The 16,940-nt window shown below is 63.9% G+C and carries 17 protein-coding genes and 2 tRNA genes; 6 read left to right on the top strand and 13 right to left on the bottom strand.

Features of this window, described 5'->3' with window-relative positions:
* Positions 1–22: 22 nt before the first annotated feature.
* Positions 23–991, top strand: a complete 969-nt coding sequence (locus IE053_RS05660; RefSeq protein ID WP_189573103.1) for a P1 family peptidase — start codon at positions 23–25, stop codon at positions 989–991.
* A gap of 125 nt (positions 992–1,116) precedes the next feature.
* Here IE053_RS05660 and IE053_RS05655 read toward each other — a convergent pair.
* The 6 genes from IE053_RS05655 to IE053_RS05630 form a co-directional block, all read right to left on the bottom strand.
* Positions 1,117–1,193: transfer RNA gene (locus IE053_RS05655), tRNA-Arg, on the bottom strand.
* Between the two features lie 41 nt (positions 1,194–1,234).
* Positions 1,235–1,543, bottom strand: coding sequence for an ETC complex I subunit (locus IE053_RS05650; RefSeq protein WP_189573098.1), 309 nt, complete (start codon positions 1,541–1,543; stop codon positions 1,235–1,237).
* 274 nt (positions 1,544–1,817) lie between these two features.
* Positions 1,818–1,894, bottom strand: a tRNA-Pro gene (locus IE053_RS05645).
* A gap of 39 nt (positions 1,895–1,933) precedes the next feature.
* On the bottom strand, positions 1,934–2,368 hold the full coding sequence (locus IE053_RS05640) for an SRPBCC family protein (protein ID WP_189573095.1): 435 nt from the start codon (positions 2,366–2,368) through the stop codon (positions 1,934–1,936).
* Positions 2,365–4,083 (bottom strand): lytic transglycosylase domain-containing protein, encoded by a 1,719-nt coding sequence (locus IE053_RS05635; protein WP_189573092.1) that lies wholly within the window; start codon positions 4,081–4,083, stop codon positions 2,365–2,367. Before IE053_RS05635 ends, IE053_RS05640 begins: the two co-directional genes overlap by 4 nt.
* A gap of 51 nt (positions 4,084–4,134) precedes the next feature.
* Positions 4,135–4,962, bottom strand: a complete 828-nt coding sequence (locus tag IE053_RS05630; protein ID WP_189573090.1) for a uracil-DNA glycosylase — start codon at positions 4,960–4,962, stop codon at positions 4,135–4,137.
* Between the two features lie 180 nt (positions 4,963–5,142).
* Here IE053_RS05630 and IE053_RS05625 point away from each other — a divergent pair, with 180 nt between their 5' ends.
* Entirely contained in the window at positions 5,143–6,789 is a 1,647-nt protein-coding gene (locus tag IE053_RS05625) for an electron transfer flavoprotein-ubiquinone oxidoreductase (RefSeq protein ID WP_268249045.1), read from the top strand.
* A 54-nt stretch (positions 6,790–6,843) separates the two neighbouring features.
* Here IE053_RS05625 and IE053_RS05620 read toward each other — a convergent pair whose 3' ends face one another.
* Entirely contained in the window at positions 6,844–7,461 is a 618-nt protein-coding gene (locus IE053_RS05620) for a hypothetical protein (protein WP_189573084.1), read from the bottom strand.
* 348 nt (positions 7,462–7,809) lie between these two features.
* Here IE053_RS05620 and secE point away from each other — a divergent pair, with 348 nt between their 5' ends.
* Both secE and nusG read left to right on the top strand, forming a co-directional pair.
* A complete protein-coding gene (secE, locus tag IE053_RS05615) occupies positions 7,810–8,148 on the top strand; it encodes a preprotein translocase subunit SecE (protein ID WP_189573081.1) in 339 nt (112 codons plus the stop codon).
* A 10-nt stretch (positions 8,149–8,158) separates the two neighbouring features.
* Positions 8,159–8,698, top strand: coding sequence for a transcription termination/antitermination protein NusG (gene nusG, locus IE053_RS05610; protein WP_189573078.1), 540 nt, complete (start codon positions 8,159–8,161; stop codon positions 8,696–8,698).
* A 121-nt stretch (positions 8,699–8,819) separates the two neighbouring features.
* Here nusG and IE053_RS05605 read toward each other — a convergent pair whose 3' ends face one another.
* From IE053_RS05605 to IE053_RS05585, 5 genes are all read right to left on the bottom strand, one after another.
* Positions 8,820–9,179, bottom strand: coding sequence for a hypothetical protein (locus tag IE053_RS05605; RefSeq protein WP_189573075.1), 360 nt, complete (start codon positions 9,177–9,179; stop codon positions 8,820–8,822).
* A complete protein-coding gene (locus IE053_RS05600; RefSeq protein WP_189573073.1) occupies positions 9,179–10,855 on the bottom strand; it encodes a S41 family peptidase in 1,677 nt (558 codons plus the stop codon). The genes IE053_RS05605 and IE053_RS05600 overlap by 1 nt, the downstream gene beginning before the upstream one ends.
* Before the next feature lie 221 nt (positions 10,856–11,076).
* On the bottom strand, positions 11,077–11,772 hold the full coding sequence (gene ctrA, locus IE053_RS05595) for a response regulator transcription factor CtrA (RefSeq protein WP_189573070.1): 696 nt from the start codon (positions 11,770–11,772) through the stop codon (positions 11,077–11,079).
* Between the two features lie 211 nt (positions 11,773–11,983).
* Complete coding sequence (locus IE053_RS05590) at positions 11,984–12,469, bottom strand: SspB family protein (protein WP_189573068.1); 486 nt, start codon at positions 12,467–12,469, stop codon at positions 11,984–11,986.
* A 10-nt stretch (positions 12,470–12,479) separates the two neighbouring features.
* Positions 12,480–13,538 (bottom strand): P-loop NTPase, encoded by a 1,059-nt coding sequence (locus IE053_RS05585; RefSeq protein ID WP_189573064.1) that lies wholly within the window; start codon positions 13,536–13,538, stop codon positions 12,480–12,482.
* A 127-nt stretch (positions 13,539–13,665) separates the two neighbouring features.
* Here IE053_RS05585 and hflK point away from each other — a divergent pair, with 127 nt between their 5' ends.
* On the top strand, positions 13,666–14,859 hold the full coding sequence (gene hflK, locus IE053_RS05580; protein WP_189573061.1) for an FtsH protease activity modulator HflK: 1,194 nt from the start codon (positions 13,666–13,668) through the stop codon (positions 14,857–14,859).
* Positions 14,856–15,749: a protease modulator HflC gene (gene hflC, locus IE053_RS05575; protein WP_189573058.1), complete on the top strand. Its 894-nt coding sequence runs from the start codon at positions 14,856–14,858 to the stop codon at positions 15,747–15,749. The genes hflK and hflC overlap by 4 nt, the downstream gene beginning before the upstream one ends.
* Positions 15,750–15,947: 198 nt before the next feature.
* Here hflC and IE053_RS05570 read toward each other — a convergent pair whose 3' ends face one another.
* A complete protein-coding gene (locus IE053_RS05570) occupies positions 15,948–16,892 on the bottom strand; it encodes a fatty acid desaturase family protein (RefSeq protein WP_189573056.1) in 945 nt (314 codons plus the stop codon).
* Positions 16,893–16,940 lie beyond the last annotated feature (48 nt).

Below are 16,940 nucleotides of genomic sequence, written 5' to 3'. Positions count from 1 at the left end.
ATCGAACGGCGAGAGGCAAGCGATGAAGGCTGGCGCGCGCAACAGCATCACAGATGTCGCAGGGGTGAAGGTCGGCTCGGCGCGGGACGAGAACGTGCGGACCGGGGTGACGGTGCTGCTGCCGGATACGCCGATGCGCGCTGCCGTCGACGTGCGCGGGGGCGGGCCGGGAACGCGGGAGACCGATGCCCTGGCGCTCGACACGCTGGTGGACAGGATCGATGCGCTCGTTCTGTCGGGCGGTTCTGTCTACGGGCTTGGCGCCGCTGATGCAGTGGTCGCTGCCTTGGGGGCGAGGCGGCAGGGCTTTACGCTGATGTCGGATGAAAAGGTGCCGGTGGCGCCAATCGTGCCTGCGGCCATCCTTTTCGATCTCGCCAATGGCGGGGACAAGGCGTGGGGCGAGGAGCCGCCCTATCCCCGGCTGGCACGCGAGGCGCTGGCTGCGGTTTCGGAGGAGGTTGTTCCCGGTGCGGAGGGAGCTGGCGCCGGGGCGACGGCCGGAGACTATCCCGGTGGGTTGGGAACAGCGTCTTTCGTTTCCGGTGAAGGCTTCACGGTCGGTGCGCTGGCCGCGGTGAACAGCTTCGGCTCGCCTTACGTGCAGGGCACGAAACAGTTCTGGGCCGCGCCCTATGAGATTGGCGATGAGTTCGGGGGACGGGGCTTTCCGCAGAAGGCGAGGGCGATTGGCTTCCCGCCTGATACGAAGGCGGCCGCCATGGCGCGGCAGAATACGACGCTGGTGGTGGTTGCAACCGATGCCGATCTTTCCGCGCCGGACCTCAAGCGCCTTGCGGTGATGGCGCAGGACGGCCTGGCGCGGGCGCTGCGGCCTGCCCATGGACCTGCCGATGGCGATATCGTGTTTGCCCTGTCGACCTCTGCGAAGAAGGTGGACGCGCCGCTCCGGACACTGACGGAGCTGGGGAGCATCGCTGGGGACGTGGTGGCACGGGCGATCGCGCGCGGCGTTTTCGCAGCGGAGTAGGCGCGCTCACCCCGGCCCCTCTCTTTCAGGATGGAAAGGGGAGGAGCTGGGCACCCAAGCATCCAACCGGGCGCCGGGCGGCCGGCCCGCCCATGGGAGGGGCCTGCGGCGCGTGCAATCAAAAATGGTAGCCCCTACAGGATTCGAACCTGTGACCATTCGCTTAGAAGGCGAGTGCTCTATCCAGCTGAGCTAAGGGGCCTCTTCGCGCCGACATAGCATGGCTCGCCGGTGCGGGAAGGATTAGTGCGTCCAGGGCTTGCGGCGGTTGGTGGTGAAGTTGTCGCTATAGGCCTTGAGGGTGCGTTTGCCGGAGGTCGGTTCGATCACCCGGTGCGGGATGCCGTGCTCCTTGGCGTAGGCGACGGCCTGCTCCTTGGTGTCGAAGCGCAGAAGGACCTGGCCCGCCTGCATGTCCCCGGAGCTGGTCCAGCCCATCAGCGGATCGAGGCGTTTGGCATATTCCTGCTCGAACTCCAGCACCCAGTCCTCGGCCTTGGCTTTGCCGGACTGCATGGCGGTGCGGGAGGGTTTGTAGATGCGCGCGAACATGGCGGGGTTGATGGGGCAGGAAGGCGATTTTCGCAAGAGCTTCGTTGTCGTGTCTCACGCCCAGTGGGTGGCGCCTCCGACGGGGCGGCCTGACCGGCCGGAGCGCGGTCGCGCTCTTGGGCGCTGGGTATGTTGCTCTGAGGGTCGCCCCATTACCCCCAGCCCCTCTCCCCCGGGGAGAGGGGAGTAGCGGCAAAGCCGCTCGGACGTCGTCCGCCCCGTCGGAGGCGCCACGCGCCGTGAGACAAAACAGACCCGACATCTCCGGAGAAAATGGTCGGGGCGGCAGGATTCGAACCTGCGACCCTCTGCTCCCAAAGCAGATGCGCTACCAGGCTGCGCTACGCCCCGACGGATGGCTCCCCTAGAGAAGGAAAAGCCGTCGCGCAATCAGGCGTTTTCGAGAAGTGCCGCGAGACGTTCCTGGCGCGCCTGGCAGGCCCGGCGGACGCGGGCGGCGACCAGGCCGGAGAGCATGCCTGCGTCGATGACCACATGATCGTCGTAACGGCAGTAGTCTTCGGCGAGCCAGGTGGCGACCATGGTGCGGGCAACCCGCTTCACCGGCCCGCCACATTCCTCGGTCTTGATGACGCGGTTGTCGGGATCCACGCGAAGCACGTCGATCGTCCAGGTCCCTGCGGGAAAGGGACCGATCCTGAGCGGGACGCTGATGTCATCTCCCTCGCGCATGATCCGGCCACGGAACCGCGAGAGGTCGATGCCGCCCGGCTCGACCTCCGCAAAAGTGTCATAGCAAATCAGGTGATCCCAGAGGGTGTCAGCCGGGACGTTGATGGTCCGGCTGACATGGACCGTCTTCACCGTGCGCTCTGGTAGATCGGGCGCCCGCCTGCCGCCACGGCGTCGCGGGCCGGGGCGTTCTGGCCGAGCCGGTCGCGGTAGACCCAGATATTGGTCATCACGACGTCGACGAAGTGGCGCGCTTCCTTGTTCGGGACGCTTTCGAGCATCAGGAGTTGGTCGGCGATCCCCGAGCTGGCCTTCCAGCGGCGGAAATTGCCGGGGCCCCAGTTGTAGCTGAGCGCCATCTCGAAGAGGTCGCCTTCGCCCTTGTTATACTCCGTGAGCAGCATTTCGACATAGGACTGGCCAAGCTGCATGTTGTAGCCGGGATCGTACAGCTTCTTCGATGCGCGGCTGCCGCGACGGGCGAGGGCACGGTCGCCGGTGATGTAGCTGGCCGTGCGCGGCATGAGCTGCATGAGGCCCGCCGCCCCCACGCGGCTTTCCGCATGGGTCATGAATTTGGATTCTTGGCGGATGAGGCCGAACAGAACCGCCTGGTCGATCTTGAAGCCGCCATTGGGCTTGAGATCCTCCGGAACCGGATAGAGCGCGGGCCAGAGTGTACGGTCGCCGGTTTCACGGATGTTCATGGCTTCGGCGATGTGGACCTGCGCCGAGTGGGCATTGATGCGGCCTGCAAGGGCGAGAAGGGCCGCGTCATCCGTCGGCTTCAGCTCGCCATGGGCGTAGCGCAGCTCGATCGAGGCTTCCTGGTACTTCCCGACCTCGGCGAGCGCGATGGCGCGGGAGAGACGCGGGCTCTTGTCGAGGAGCATGTCGAGCTGCCCGTCATCAAGAGCGATCGGCGACCAGTCTATACCCGAGCCGCGGCCCAGCTGGGCGAGGGCGAGCTGGCCGTAAAGGGTCAGCGGATAGTCGCTGGCAATGTCGAGATAGAGCGTCGCCTCTTCACCCCGGCCCGTGGCGAGCGCGGAGCGGGCAGCCCAGAACGCGGCGGCGGCGCGGAGCGAGCTTTCCTGGTGCGGCTCGTCCGCCATCGCGGAATGGTAGCGGAAGGCTTTCTCGTAATTGCCCTGACGCCACGCAATCAGCCCTGCGGTCCACTGCGCCATGACGGCCGAGCCGCCCGAGCGGTCGGCGGCCTTCTCGGCGAGGCGCCGGGCCTCGGTGAGCTTGCCGTTGACGTAGTAGCTCTCGGCGATCCAGCCGCGGATGCGGTCGGTCTGGCGCGAGGTCAGCAGGTTAAACTGGCGCGGGTCGTTTATGTAGTTGAGGGCCTGGGTCGGGCGGTCCTTGGCGAGGAGGTAACGTACGCGCCCTTCGATCCGCGAGACCTGGCGCCTGCGGCTCTCGCCCTGCCGGCGGTAGTCTTCTTCGAGGGCAGGGTTGAGGTCGACGCCGGTCGCAGTGCGCCAGCGGCGGCTGACCGGCTTTTGTGGCCATGCACCCTTGGGACGGCGCTTCAGCGCGAGGCGGTAGACCGGGGCGGCGTTCGGATGGTCGGCATAGCTCGAAAGCCAGCGCGACAGCTCCGTATACGAACTGCGATACGCCGTCGGGTGCATGTAACGCTGCTCGAAGACGTAGCCGAGAAGGATCGGGTTCTCGACCTTCTTGATGAGGGCATCGGCGTCGGACATCTTGCCGGCTTCCTGCAGCATGAAGATGTCGCGGTAGCGCCTCTCGTCAGCCGGCGTGAGGACGTCCGGCTCGGCGGCGGTGGCGATGCCTGCGATCAGCGCAAGCCCTGCAAGTACGAAGCGAAACACCTGAGTTTCTCTCCAATTGGCGGTCCAGCCCCCCACCATAGAAGCAGAAGATTAGGACCGCGTTTCGTTAAGCTTCGCTTGCGCTTTCAGAAGGTCCTGCCAGGCCCAGCGTTTTTGCGCCGGCTGGCGCAGGAGGAAGGCCGGGTGGAAGATCGGCAGCGCCGGGATCGGCGCTAATCCCTCAAGCTCGATCTCCCGCCAGACACCCCGCGCACGCGTGATCTTCGGCGCATCCGGGAACAGGGCCTTGGTTGGCACAATGCCCGCTAGGAAGACGAGTTTCGGCTTGGAAAGGGCGATGAAGCGCTTGGCGAAAGGCAGGCAGACAGCGACTTCGGAGGTGGTCGGGTTCCGGTTGCCCGGCGGCCGCCAGTAGACCGCGTTGGTGATGCAGGCAGCCTGCTGGTCGCCTTCGGGCACGCGGGACACGCCGATGGCGGCGAGCATCCGGTCGAGGAGTTGGCCCGAGCGGCCGACGAAGGGCTTGCCCTGCCGGTCTTCCTCGCGCCCCGGAGCCTCGCCCATGACGAGGATGTCGGCGCCGAGAACGCCGTCATGGACGACCGCGCCGCGCGCGCTCTCGTGAAGCGGGCAGCCGGTGAATTCCCGGATGGCCTCGGTGAGGTCTTCGAGCGTCGTGCAGCTTGCGGCGAGCTGCTCGGCCTGGGCGAGTGCTTCCTCAAGGCCCGCGGAGACGCCCGTCGGCTTCACCTTTGGTTTCGGCGTGTCAGGCCTGGGCGGCGGGCGAAGGGTTTTCGCAGCAGCCTCGTCCCATCCCCACAGGCCGCCCGGCGTGTCCGCCTCCGCCGTGGTCACGCCGGCATCACGGTAGAATTCAAGGATTGCAAGGGCCTCGGGCGAGGCGGGTGCGGCTGCCATGGCCCCGGTTTGCCGAAGCGGGCGCGGAACCTCAACGCCTCTGCGCTGTCCCAGCACATGGATTTTTCCGATGGCGCAGTGCATTGGCTTTTCTGAAACGCAGGCGTCATATGTGCGCTGCAAAAGAAACAACACTGTGGGTTGAGGATGTACGACGATACGCCGGTAGAACGTGAGAGCATGGAATTCGACGTGGTCATCGTCGGGGCAGGTCCGGCGGGCCTCTCGGCGGCGATCCGGCTGAAGCAGCTCGAGGCCGAACGCGGCCAGGAAATCTCGGTCGTGGTGGTCGAGAAGGGTTCGGAAGTCGGCGCGCACATCCTTTCAGGTGCCGTGCTTGATCCCCGTGCCCTCGACGAACTGCTGCCCGACTGGCGCGAGGAGGATGACTGCCCGATCGACACGCCGGTGACCTCGGAGCAGTTCCTCTATCTCGGCCCGTCAGGCTCGATCCCGCTACCGAACTTCGGCCTGCCCAAAATGCTCAAGAACCACGGATGCTATGTGGTCTCGATGGGCAATGTCTGCCGCTGGCTGGCGGAGAAAGCCGAGGCAATGGGCGTCGAGGTCTATCCGATGATGGCCGCGAGCCGCACGGTGCGGAGCGACGACGGCACCGTGCAAGGCGTGATCGTCGGCGAGGTCGGGATCGGCAGGGATGGCCGCAAGAAGGACACCTATGAGCCGGGCATGGAACTGCGCGGCAAATACGTCCTGTTCGCAGAAGGCGCACGCGGTTCCCTATCCAAGCAGCTGATCGCGGAGTTCGGTCTCGACAAGGATGTCGAGCCGCAGAAATACGGTCTCGGCATCAAGGAACTCTGGAAGGTCCCGGACGAGAAGTTCAAGAAGGGCTTCGTCCAGCACACTTTCGGTTGGCCGCTGAAGAACGACACGGGCGGCGGCTCGTGGATGTACCATTTCGGCGACAATTACGTCTCTGTCGGCTTCGTGACGCACCTCAATTACAAGAACCCGTATCTTTCTCCGTATGAGGAGTTCCAGCGTTTCAAGACGCACCCGGAGGTTCGCCAGTATCTCGAGGGCGGAGAGCGCGTCGCCTATGGCGCGCGGGCCATCACCGAAGGTGGCTTCCAGTCCGTCCCGAAGCTGACCTTTCCGGGGGGCGCGCTGATCGGCTGCTCGGCAGGCTTCGTCAATGTCCCGCGCATCAAGGGCAACCACAACGCGATGAAGACCGGCATGATGGCTGCGGAAGCGGCCTTCGAGGCCGTCCAGGCGGGGCGCGAGGGCGACGAGCTGCTCGAGTACCAGGACCGCTACAACAACTCGTGGGTCCGTGAGGAACTGCGCCTTGTACGGAACGCCAAGCCGCTTTGGTCCAAGTTCGGCACGATCCTCGGCGCAATCGCGCTGTCAGGCTTCGACATCTGGACCAACGTCCTGACGCGCGGCTTCTCGTTCTTCGGCGTCATGAAGCATGGCAAGACGGATGCGGAATGCACCGAGCCTGCCTCGAAACACAAGCCGATCGAATATCCGAAGCCGGACGGTGTCCTCACCTTCGACCGGCTGACTAATGTCAGCTACAGCTTCACCAACCACGAAGAAGACCAGCCGCTCCACCTCCGCCTCAAGGACGAGACCATTCCGCTGAAGCTCGAGTTGCCGGTCTATGCGGGACCGTCGCAGCGCTACTGCCCGGCGGGTGTCTACGAGTATGTCGAGGACGGAGGAAAGACGCGGTTCCAGATCAACGCGCAGAACTGCGTCCACTGCAAGACCTGTGACATCAAGGACCCGGCGCAGAACATCGTCTGGCACACGCCCGAAGGCGGCGGTGGCCCCAACTACCCGAACATGTAATGATAAAAAGGCCCGCTCGCGCGGGCCTTGGTCTTTGGAGAGGCCGTAGCGGTCTCAGGCCGCCTGCTTCCTCTTGCGGCTGCGTGCCCAAAGCCCGGCTGCGACCGGAGCGAAGAGGATGGCACCTGCCGGGATCGGCACGGCGCTCGGATCCGTCGCGGCGGTGGCGAAGGCATCGCCCGTCATGAATTCCGTCGAGCCAAGCAGGTCCGTCAGAGCCGCAATGGCGACTGAGTCGAAATTGATGATCAGAGGCAGGTCATTGATCGCGTCAAACGGATCGCTGACCGGCGACCGCGTCGTCGGGGTGAAGTTGAAGAGCAGGGCCTGGGTCACGTCCGTGCCCAGCGAATCCTCGACATCACCGTAGACTTCACCCGCGCCCAGGTCGAACGTGAAATTGGTCAGCTCGATGAAGGTCGACGGATCGCCCGAGGCTTCGAGGCGCGCGCCGCCCGAGTGCTCGATGGTCCCGCTGAGGTCGTCATTGAGCGTGCCGCCGGTGATGCGGAACTCGTAAACCGGCTGGCCATTGCCTGCGAAGCTTACCTTGGCCCCTTCGACGGCCTTTGCCGTCAGATTGTTGTCCTCGACATCGAAGACGACGGTCACGGTCGTCTCACCGTTCTTGATCGCTGCGGCATTGGCGGTCGCGAAAAGGGCAGCGCCCATCGCTGCGGCCGTCAGAAGCTTGCGGATGAAGGATCTCCTCAAACTACTGATCAAAATTGATCAGTCCGGGGACACGGTGGCTGAAGGAAGGTTCGCCTTGGGTTCGATCACGCCAACGTTTCTGACGCAGGCGTGAACAGATAGATGAATCAGAAACTTAGGCCGGGAAGTTCCGTGGAGCAGCACAACCTCCTGCCTCGACCGCCATGCCTGTTGTCCGGGCATTGTGGCCCTTGACTTTGCGCCCGCAGAGCGTAGCTCAGGGTCTCTCCCGACAAGCCGGAAGCCTTACCATCCCCACCGGGGAACGAGGGCGGCTGTCAGCAAAACAATGAGCGAAGAAGGCCGATGCCGAAGTCGAAGAACCGCCGCAAGCCGAAGTCCAACCGGGTCGCCGGTACGGGTGCGCAAGCCAGCCTGCGAACCGAAACCGTCGAAGGCGGTGCCGAGAGCAACCGCTCCGAGCGCGCCGAAGCCCCGCTGAAGAAGAAAAAGGTCGGCCCGGTCGAGTTCTTTCGGCAGGTCATTGCCGAGGGGCGAAAGGTGACCTGGACCAGCCGTGGGGAGGTCATTGTCTCGACGATCATGGTTCTGATCATGGTCACGATCATGAGCCTGTTCTTCTTTGCCGTTGACCAAGTCCTGCGCTGGATCATCCCGATGATCCTGTCGCTGAATCTGTTCTAAGGATCCGCCCATGTCCGAAGCGAAATGGTACATCGTCCACGCTTATTCGAACTTCGAGAAGAAGGTCGCCGAAGCGATCAAGGCTTCTGCCGAAGAGAAGGGCCTTGGCGATCTGATCGAGGAAGTCCTCGTCCCGACCGAAGAGGTCGTCGAGGTGCGCCGTGGCCGCAAGGTCAACACGGAGCGGCGCTATTTCCCCGGCTATGTCCTCGTGAAGATGGTCCTCAACGACCAGACCTTCCACGTCGTGAACGAGACCAACAAGGTCACGGGCTTCCTTGGTTCGGGCAAGAAACCCCTCCCGATCAGCCAGAAGGAGGTCGATCGTATCCTCGGCACGATGGAAGAGAGCGAGCAGGCTCCGGTCATGCCGTCGGTCATCTATGATGTCGGCGAGACGGTGAAGGTCATCGACGGTCCCTTCGCGTCCTTCTCGGGCGTCGTCGAGGATGTCGACCAAGAGAATGCGCGCCTCAAGGTCTCGGTCTCGATCTTTGGCCGGGCCACGCCGGTGGAGCTGGAATACCACCAGGTCGACAAGGAGGGCTGACCGGTCTTCAGCGTTCCTTATCGAGAAGGCCGGCGTCCTCGCCGGCTTTTTTCTTGCGTCGGCCCATGGAAAAAGCCCCGGAGGTTCCGGGGCTTTTCTCGTTTCGTCCGCCGCCCGACGGTCAGGCCGGTTTGCAGGTCACGCCTTCGAGGCTGACGGTCATCCCGTCGTCTCGGCGCGAGAGGATGCAGGCGTCGCCGTCTCGCTTGATGTCGAACACCATCGGCACGACGGTGCTGCGGCTCTCCATGGGCCCCGGCGGGGGCGGAAGCACCACGAGCTGCGGCACGTCGCGCGGGTCGCCTTCGCCGAGCGTGACCGAAGCACGGCCTAGCGCGGAGGCAAGCTGCGCCTTCACACTGTCCATGTCCGTGTCTTCCGCGAAGACGGCGTAGCGCTCGCCTCCGCCAAGGGACGCACAGGCCGACGCCATCGTCATGGCGAGGGCTGCGCAGGGGAAAGCTTTGAGGAACGTCCGCATCAGAGGTGACCCTTCGGCAGGCGCATGTCGCGGTTCTCTTCCATCAGCCTGATCGGCCTGCGGATCACCCGGTCACGCTTGTTCTGTGTCTCGAAGCTGCTCTGCGCGACCGAGGATGCACCGCTGCCCGCCGGGCAGCTCAGATTGGTCCGGTAGTGCAGCGCGGCGGCGAGCAACGGCTCGTTCTGGTCGCCAAGCGCGAAGGCGAGATCGTCCGCCACCGTGCAGCCGGGGAGGCGCGCGCCGAAGGAGAAGCTGTTGTCGTCCGGCACGAAGCCGTCGGCATAGTCACCGAAGCCCTTGTCGTTCACGCCCTGGAACTGGATCGTGTAATAGGTCAGCCCGCAATTGTCGGTGGGGTAGAAGCCGTAAGGCTTGCCGCAGGTGATGTCGCCGATGAGGATGACATCGACATCGATGCCGGTCAGGCCATTGATGACTGCCTCCGATGCCGAGCACGTCCCGCCCGTCGACAGGATGAAGACGCGGTCGAGGTCGAGGGTGGGCAGCGGCACGCCTGCGACCGTCGAGAAGCCGACAGTCGTGTCGTAGAACGGGACGGGGGCGTTAAACTCGCCGGTCACCGGGTTGTTCGGGCCTGCATTCGCGTTGAACTGCAGCCGCTCGAAGTTCCGGCCTGATGTCTTCCCGGACCCGGCGATCATGTAGCTGAGCTGCGACGCCACGGCGAGGAGACCGCCACCATTGTAGCGCAGGTCGAGCACGAGGTCGGAGACGCCAGCGTTCGACATGGCCTGGATGGCGTCGACGATCTCCTGCTCCGATGCGAAGGGGCTGAACGTGTTGAAGATGATATAGCCGACATCACCCGTCGCCGTGTTGATGACCTGGGTGTCGAAGACCGGCTTGCGCGAGACGTCCGCGGAAACGATCGTCACGGTCCGCGTGGTCGAGGCGCCCTCATCCTGGACGAGGAAGGTGTGCGTCTCGCCGGCGGTGGCCGGGAACAGGCCCGCGTTCAGCGTATCGATCTCCGCCTGGGTCGAGCCGCCACTGACGAGGTCGACGCCGTCCACTTCGAGGATGCGCGTCCCGCGAAGGAACTGCTGCTGGCCGTTGACGATCTCCGAAGCCGGGGTGTTGGGGTCGGCGTAGCGGATGCGGTAATCGCGCGGGACCGAATTGCGGATCGCGGCGAGGCTGAAACCATAACCTGCGGTGCCGGCGGAGTTCCGTGCGGCCAGGAAGTCCTCGGTGGATTCGGAGAAATGGAAGTCGTCCTTCTCTTCGCCGGAGGGGGTGATTTCGGTCGTCTTCAGGAGATTGAAGTAGGCGACCCGGTCGGTGAAGGTCCGGGGGTCACGGTCGGTGACCTCGTCATTCCAGAGATAGGTCTCCTCGGTCCATGAACGCAGCCAGAAATTCTCGATCGTGGTGGAGCCTGCGACGTCGGGATAGGGGTTGCCCTCGATATCGACACCTGTCCTGACGACCTCGCAGCGGTCCTTGAAGGTGCTGGCCGGCTCGTAGGTGCCCGGCGTCCAGTCTGGCTCGTTGTTCGAGCTACCGCCCCCGCCGCCTCCGGAACCGCCCCCACCGCTCGGGGGAGGGGTAAAGCCGCCGCCGCTATTTCCGCCGCCACCGCCCGAACAGGCGGCCACGAGGCCAAAGAGTGTCGCAGCTGCCAGACGCGCAGCCATCATTGTTTTTGTCATGGAGAATACCCTGCCCGCATAAGATGGCAGGAATAAAGCGGATCTAGCCATTTTAATGCAACATTAACCTGACGCACGGGCCGGGTTTCGCAGGATTATCCCGCCTTCATGGCGTATGGGCCACAGGTGCAATGGGCCACGGATGCTCTGGGCGGGGGCAAAGAAAACGGGCCCCGAAGGGCCCGCAGTCAGTGTCTGAAGTTTGGTGGGGGTGAGCGCGGTTAGGCCGCGCCTTTTTCTTCCGCCGGGTCGCGGAGCACATAGCCGCGGCCCCAGACGGTTTCGATGTAATGCTCGCCATCGGTGGCAGCGGAGAGCTTCTTGCGGAGCTTGCAGATGAAGACGTCGATGATCTTCAGCTCCGGCTCGTCCATGCCCCCGTAAAGGTGGTTCAGGAACATTTCCTTTGTCAGCGTGGTGCCTTTGCGGAGCGAGAGGAGCTCCAGCATCTGGTACTCTTTGCCGGTGAGGTGAACGCGCTGGCCGGCGACTTCGACGGTCTTGGCGTCGAGGTTTACCGAAAGGGCGCCAGTATTGATGATCGACTGCGAGTGGCCTTTCGAGCGGCGCACGATCGCGTGGATCCGGGCGACGAGCTCGTCCTTGTGGAACGGCTTGGTCATGTAGTCGTCAGCGCCGAAGCCAAGGCCGCGGACCTTGTTTTCGGTGTCGCCAAGACCCGTGAGGATCAGGATCGGCGTGCCGACTTTCGCGACACGGAGCTGCTTCAGAACGTCAAAACCCGTCATGTCCGGCAGGTTCAGGTCGAGCAGGATGATGTCGTAGTCGTAGAGCTTGCCGAGATCGACACCCTCTTCGCCGAGATCGGTCGTATACACATTAAAGCCGTCCGACTTCAGCATCAGCTCGATCGACTGAGCGGTGGCGCCATCGTCCTCGATCAGCAGAACCCGCATGGAAAACTCCTCGTTCGTTTGCCCCCGGCCACTCAGCGCGCGACCCCTGTGAAGCTTTTGTTCAGGCTAACAAGAATTTACTTTCATAAAGATTAACGGGCACGGAGGTCCGTCCACCGCCTGCACGCAAGGGTGAGTCTAACGGCGCTTCGATTCCCGCGTAAAGCGTTAACTTATCCGATGCGGGATGAGATTCCCGTCAGAGAATCAGCTATTTCTTGCGGAAGCGATCGAGGCTGACCACGTCGGCCCCACCCGTGGGGGGTGTATCCTCCGGGGGCGTTGGATCGTCGTCCGGGCCGTCATCGACAGCTTCATCGTCGCTCTCGCCGACCTCGACAGATTGAAACTGAAGGACAAAATTTGCCGATGGATCGGCGAATTGGGTAATAGCGGCGAAAGGGATCACGATCCGCTCCGGCACGCCCTTGAACTGCAGCGTGACGGCGAATTTGTCCTCGTCGACATCAAGGTCGTCGAACTGGTGCTGCAGGACGATCGTCATGCGCTCGGGATATTGCGTACGCAGACGTTCGGCCAGCTGGACGCCGCGGTGCTCTGTCTCGAATTCGATATAGAAGTGATGCTCGCCGGGTAGGTCACCCAGCTCCGACGTGATGTTCAGCACGTCGCGCACGACGCCGCGCATCGCATTTTGCGTCAGCCAAGCGTAGTCGAGTTCCGTCGTGTCATCCATTTGCGGCCCCCTAGGCGCTTCCGCGCGCATTGTCACGGGATAGCGCAGGCAGTTTTGCCATCAAGACCCTGAGAACAGCGGGGAGTTCCGCCTGCGGCGACTCGAGCGGAACCTGTGCCGTCTCGCGGCTGAGCGGAAGGCGGTCGAGGATCTCGAGGTCGAGCTCGGCGAGGAGACCCTCATCGAGGTCATCGCCCAGAGGGCCGCCGGTCATGTTGAGCACAACGCCCAAGACCGGCGCGCCAACCTTGCGAAAGAGCTCCGCGCCGCGGCGGACATCGGCAGTGGCGAGCGGAGAGGGCGTGGCGACGAGGATCGCCGCGTCGAGCTTGAGCCGCTGCACCATGGAAAGGTGGGCATCGCCCGTTCCCGGCGGGGTATCAACGACGAGGACGTCGAGATCGCCCCAGCCGCTGTCGTCGATCATCTGCCGCGCGGCGTTCATCACCATGGGCCCGCGCCAGGCGACGGCCTTGCGCTCATCGACCATGTAGCCAATCGAGACGAGTTTCAGCCCGGCGACTTCGGCAGGGACGATCTTGCCGTCTTCGGAACGCAGCTTCTCGCCAGAAGGAAAGAGAACGGGCAGGGACGGGCCGTGGATGTCGAGGTCGAGAAGGCCTACCTTGAGGCCCTGATCGCGGAGGCTGAGGGCAAGATTGGCCGCAACCGTGCTTTTCCCCACACCGCCCTTGCCGGAAGCGACCGCGACCACTGCGCGCACGCCTTCGGGCCGCTGGGGTTCGGGACGCTGGGCGGGCCTGCTGCCGAGGTGCAGGGGATCCGCATGCCCGCCCGCGGGCTTGGGAGCCGGGGCCGGCGTCGGCGCGCCACCGCCATGGGCGGTGCGCACCACGGTCACGCGATCAAGGCCCGCTGCGGCCTTCAGCCGTTCGGACAGCGCGCCTTCGTCGATTTCAGCCGCATCTTGAAGGATCACCGACGCGGCCATCCGGTCATCGAGGCTGCGGATCGTCACCTCGCCCGACAAGCCTTCGGCGGACAGGATCTTCCGCAAGGCGGCCTCCGCCCGGCCCTTTTTCGCAGCTTCTCGCATGCGCCGCATCATCGCGCCCACTGGCTCCCGTCATTGCACAGTCTTTTCAACGCCACATATACCTCTCAACCCATAGACACACATTTTCACCGGGGTCGCTCATCACATCAGGGCTGGCCCCCTTCAGCACGGCGGATCGATGCCCTGGACTGATAAGCCTTCGAACGGCTCAAACAATCCCGGCCCTTGGGGCCGACCACAAAATAATGGCGGCGGCGGAGGCCAAGGCGGCTCCGGCGGAGGCCGCGGCGGACGGGGGCAGGGCACGCCCGACCTCGAAGAGCTGCTGCGCTCGGGCCGCGAACGCTTCGGCAAGGGCCGCGGTGGCGGCGGGACCGGCGGCGGCGGAGGCGCGGGCTTCCAGATGCCTTCGGGACAGGTGCTCGGCATCTTCGTCATCGGCCTCCTGGCGCTGTGGCTGTTCTCGGGCATCTACCAGGTGCAGCCGGGCGCGCGGGGGGTCGTGACGACCTTCGGCAAGTTCACGAGCCTGTCCGGTCCGGGCCTCAACTGGCACATCCCGTTCCCGGTGCAGAGCGTGACCATCGTCGACACCGAAGGCGACCGTGACGTCTCGATTGGCGGCCGGTCGAACAAGGTCTCGATGCTGACCTCTGACCTCAACATCGTCGATGTGACCCTGGACGTGAACTACCAGGTCAAGGACGATGGCGGCTGGAGTCCGGGCTCCGAAGAGCTGCCGAACGCCGCGAAGATCGTCTTCAACATCGAGGATCCTCAGGGCACGGTGAAAAGCGCTGCCGAGGCGGCCCTCCGCGAAGTCGTCGGCGCGAACGAGTTCGGCCCGATCGTCTCCCGCGGCCGTGCCATCGTGAACGAGCGCACCGCCGAGATCCTTCAGCAGACCCTTGACAGCTATGACAGCGGTATCCGGGTGATCCGGGTCAACTTCGGAGAGGCGAGCCCGCCGGTGGAAGTCATTCCGGCCCAACGGGACGTGATCGACGCAACCTCCCAGGCCGAGCGCGACGTCAACGTGGCGCAGGGTTATGCCAACCAGGTTGTTCCGCGTGCAGAAGGTGAGGCCCGGCAAAAAGTCCTCCAGGCTGAAGCCTATGCCTCCCGCGTCGTGGCCGAAGCCCGCGGTGACGCTTCGCGCTTCACGTCCATTCTCGAAGAATACTCCAAGGCCCCCGAAGTGACGCGCCAGCGGATGTATCTCGAGACCATGGAAAGCATCCTTGGTGACATGAACAAGGTGCTGATCGACGATGAGGCCGGCGGGACGCTTCCCTACCTCAACCTCAACGAGATCGCCCGTGAAGGGCAGCGCTCGCGGACAAGCAACAACGCGACGGGAGGCCAGCAATGAACCGTATCCTGACCGTGATCGTAGCGCTCGCCGTTATCGCGGGGATCGCCGCGTCGTTCTTTTTCTTCACGGTGCGTGAGGACCAGCAGGCCATCGTCCTTCAATTCGGTGACCCGGTCGCGCAAGTGGACAGCGAAGACGCTGGTCTGCACACGAAGCTTCCGTGGCAGAATGTCGTCAAGTTCGACGCCAAGAACCTCAACTACGACGCTGACCCGGTGGAGGTCATCGTGGCGAACGAGGAGCGCCTGCTCGTCGATGCATTCGTCCGATACCGGATCGCTGACCAGCTTCTCTACTTCCAGCGCCTGTCCGGCGGCTCGGACGATGCCGTTGCCATGCGCAACCGCTTCAACAGCAGGATCGGTGCGGTCCTGAACGAAGCGATCAGGCAGGTGCTCGGTGAGGTCCAGATCAAGGACATCATCACCGAACGCCGCGGCGAGCTGATGGCGGCTATCCAGAAAGCCGTGGCCGAAGAGGCCCGTCAGCTCGGTGTCGAGATCATCGACGTGCGTATCCGCCAGGCCGACTTCCCCGAGGAGAACGCCCAGAACGTCTATGCACGGATGAGTTCGGACTACAACCAGCAGGCCCAGCGCATCCGCGCCGACGGCGAGCGCCGTGCCCGCGAGATCCGCGCCGCTGCCGACAAGCAGGCGGTCCAGATCATTGCCCAGGCCGATGAAGAGAGCCAGCGCATCCGCGGTGCCGCCGACGCCGAGCGGAACGCGATCTTCGCCGATGCCTATACGCGGGATCCGGAGTTCTTCGCCTTCTACCGCTCACTGACGGCATACGAAAAGGCGCTGCAGGACGGCGAGACGACGATCATCCTGTCGCCGGAATCGGAGTTCTTCCGCTACTTCAACAGCCAGCGCGGGCAGTAGGCTCGAGCTGACAGGATGGAAAAGGGCGCCCTTCGGAGCGCCCTTTTTGTTGCTCCCCTCTCCCGGCCGGTGAGAAGAGGGGCCGGAGTGAGGGAACACTGCCCAGAAAACCGGTTGTCAGCCGAGAAACTCAGCGGGTGAGAAACCCCTCACCCGAAATCAATAGACTTCGACCTCTTCCGCATGGGGAGAGGTGAGCTAAGCCGGAGCGGTCGTGACCTTCCTGAGAACGCTGAGATAGCCCGGTGCGATCTCGGTTTCTTCGAGGAGGCCCTTTTCCTTCAGCATCCGGTGCGCTGCCGGCAGGCGGAAGCAGGGGACATACATCATCGCGTGGTGCTCGGCGTGGTAGTGCACCCAGTAAGGGGCGAACAGCACCCGCTCTATGAAGTTGGCTTTCGTGGTCCGGGCCTGGGTCAGCGGGTTCGAGTGGTCCGTCTCGACACATGCATGCTCGGCAATGTTCCTGATCCGCGTCGCCAGCGGGTTCCAGGTCGCCAGCGGCAGCAGCCAGCAGGTGAAGTAAAGAATGCCGTGGCCCGAGAGGGTCAGCACGGCGAACATGCCGGTGTTCACGGCAAGGAACCTGAGGACCGCCGACCGCGCTGCGATGGTCTCGGCCCCCGGCAGGTTGGCAAGCTCCGGATTGAAGAAAGCCCGAATGGCGAAAAGCCGCTGCTTGACGAAAGTCTGGCCTGTCAGGTCGCGCAGGATCTTTCGCCGCATGGATGCCTTGGTCGTCGGGAAGGGCGCGGCAAGGGGCAGGTCAGGGTCCTTGTCGGTCTGGACATGGCGATGGTGGCTCAAGTGATAGGGGCGGTAGAAATCGAGATCCGTCCCGACCGGCGCCGAAGCCAGCCACTGACCCATGAAATCGTTGAGCTTCTTGTTACGGTGAAGAAGCCCGTGCGCCGCTTCGTGCATCAGGATGGCAAGGCCGAGCTGGCGATTCCCGATCACCATCACCGCCAAGAGCAACACCACCGGATTGTGTCCCGTCAAACTCACAGCCGCCATGGAGAGGCCGATCACGGCCCAGGCATTAAGCACCAGGGCAGGGCCCTGCCATGTGACGGGCGCAATCAGTTTCTCCCACTCTTCGGGGCTGAAAACCTCGCGCGGTTTGAAGGTCCTGGCGGTCATGACAAGCATTATACCACATCAGGTGAAACGGAACTGAACCCGTCCTAT

Origin of the sequence: Parvularcula lutaonensis (genome assembly GCF_014651915.1) — a bacterium.
Lineage (GTDB): Bacteria > Pseudomonadota > Alphaproteobacteria > Caulobacterales > Parvularculaceae > Parvularcula > Parvularcula lutaonensis.
This window is presented reverse-complemented; position numbering and strand designations above follow the sequence as displayed.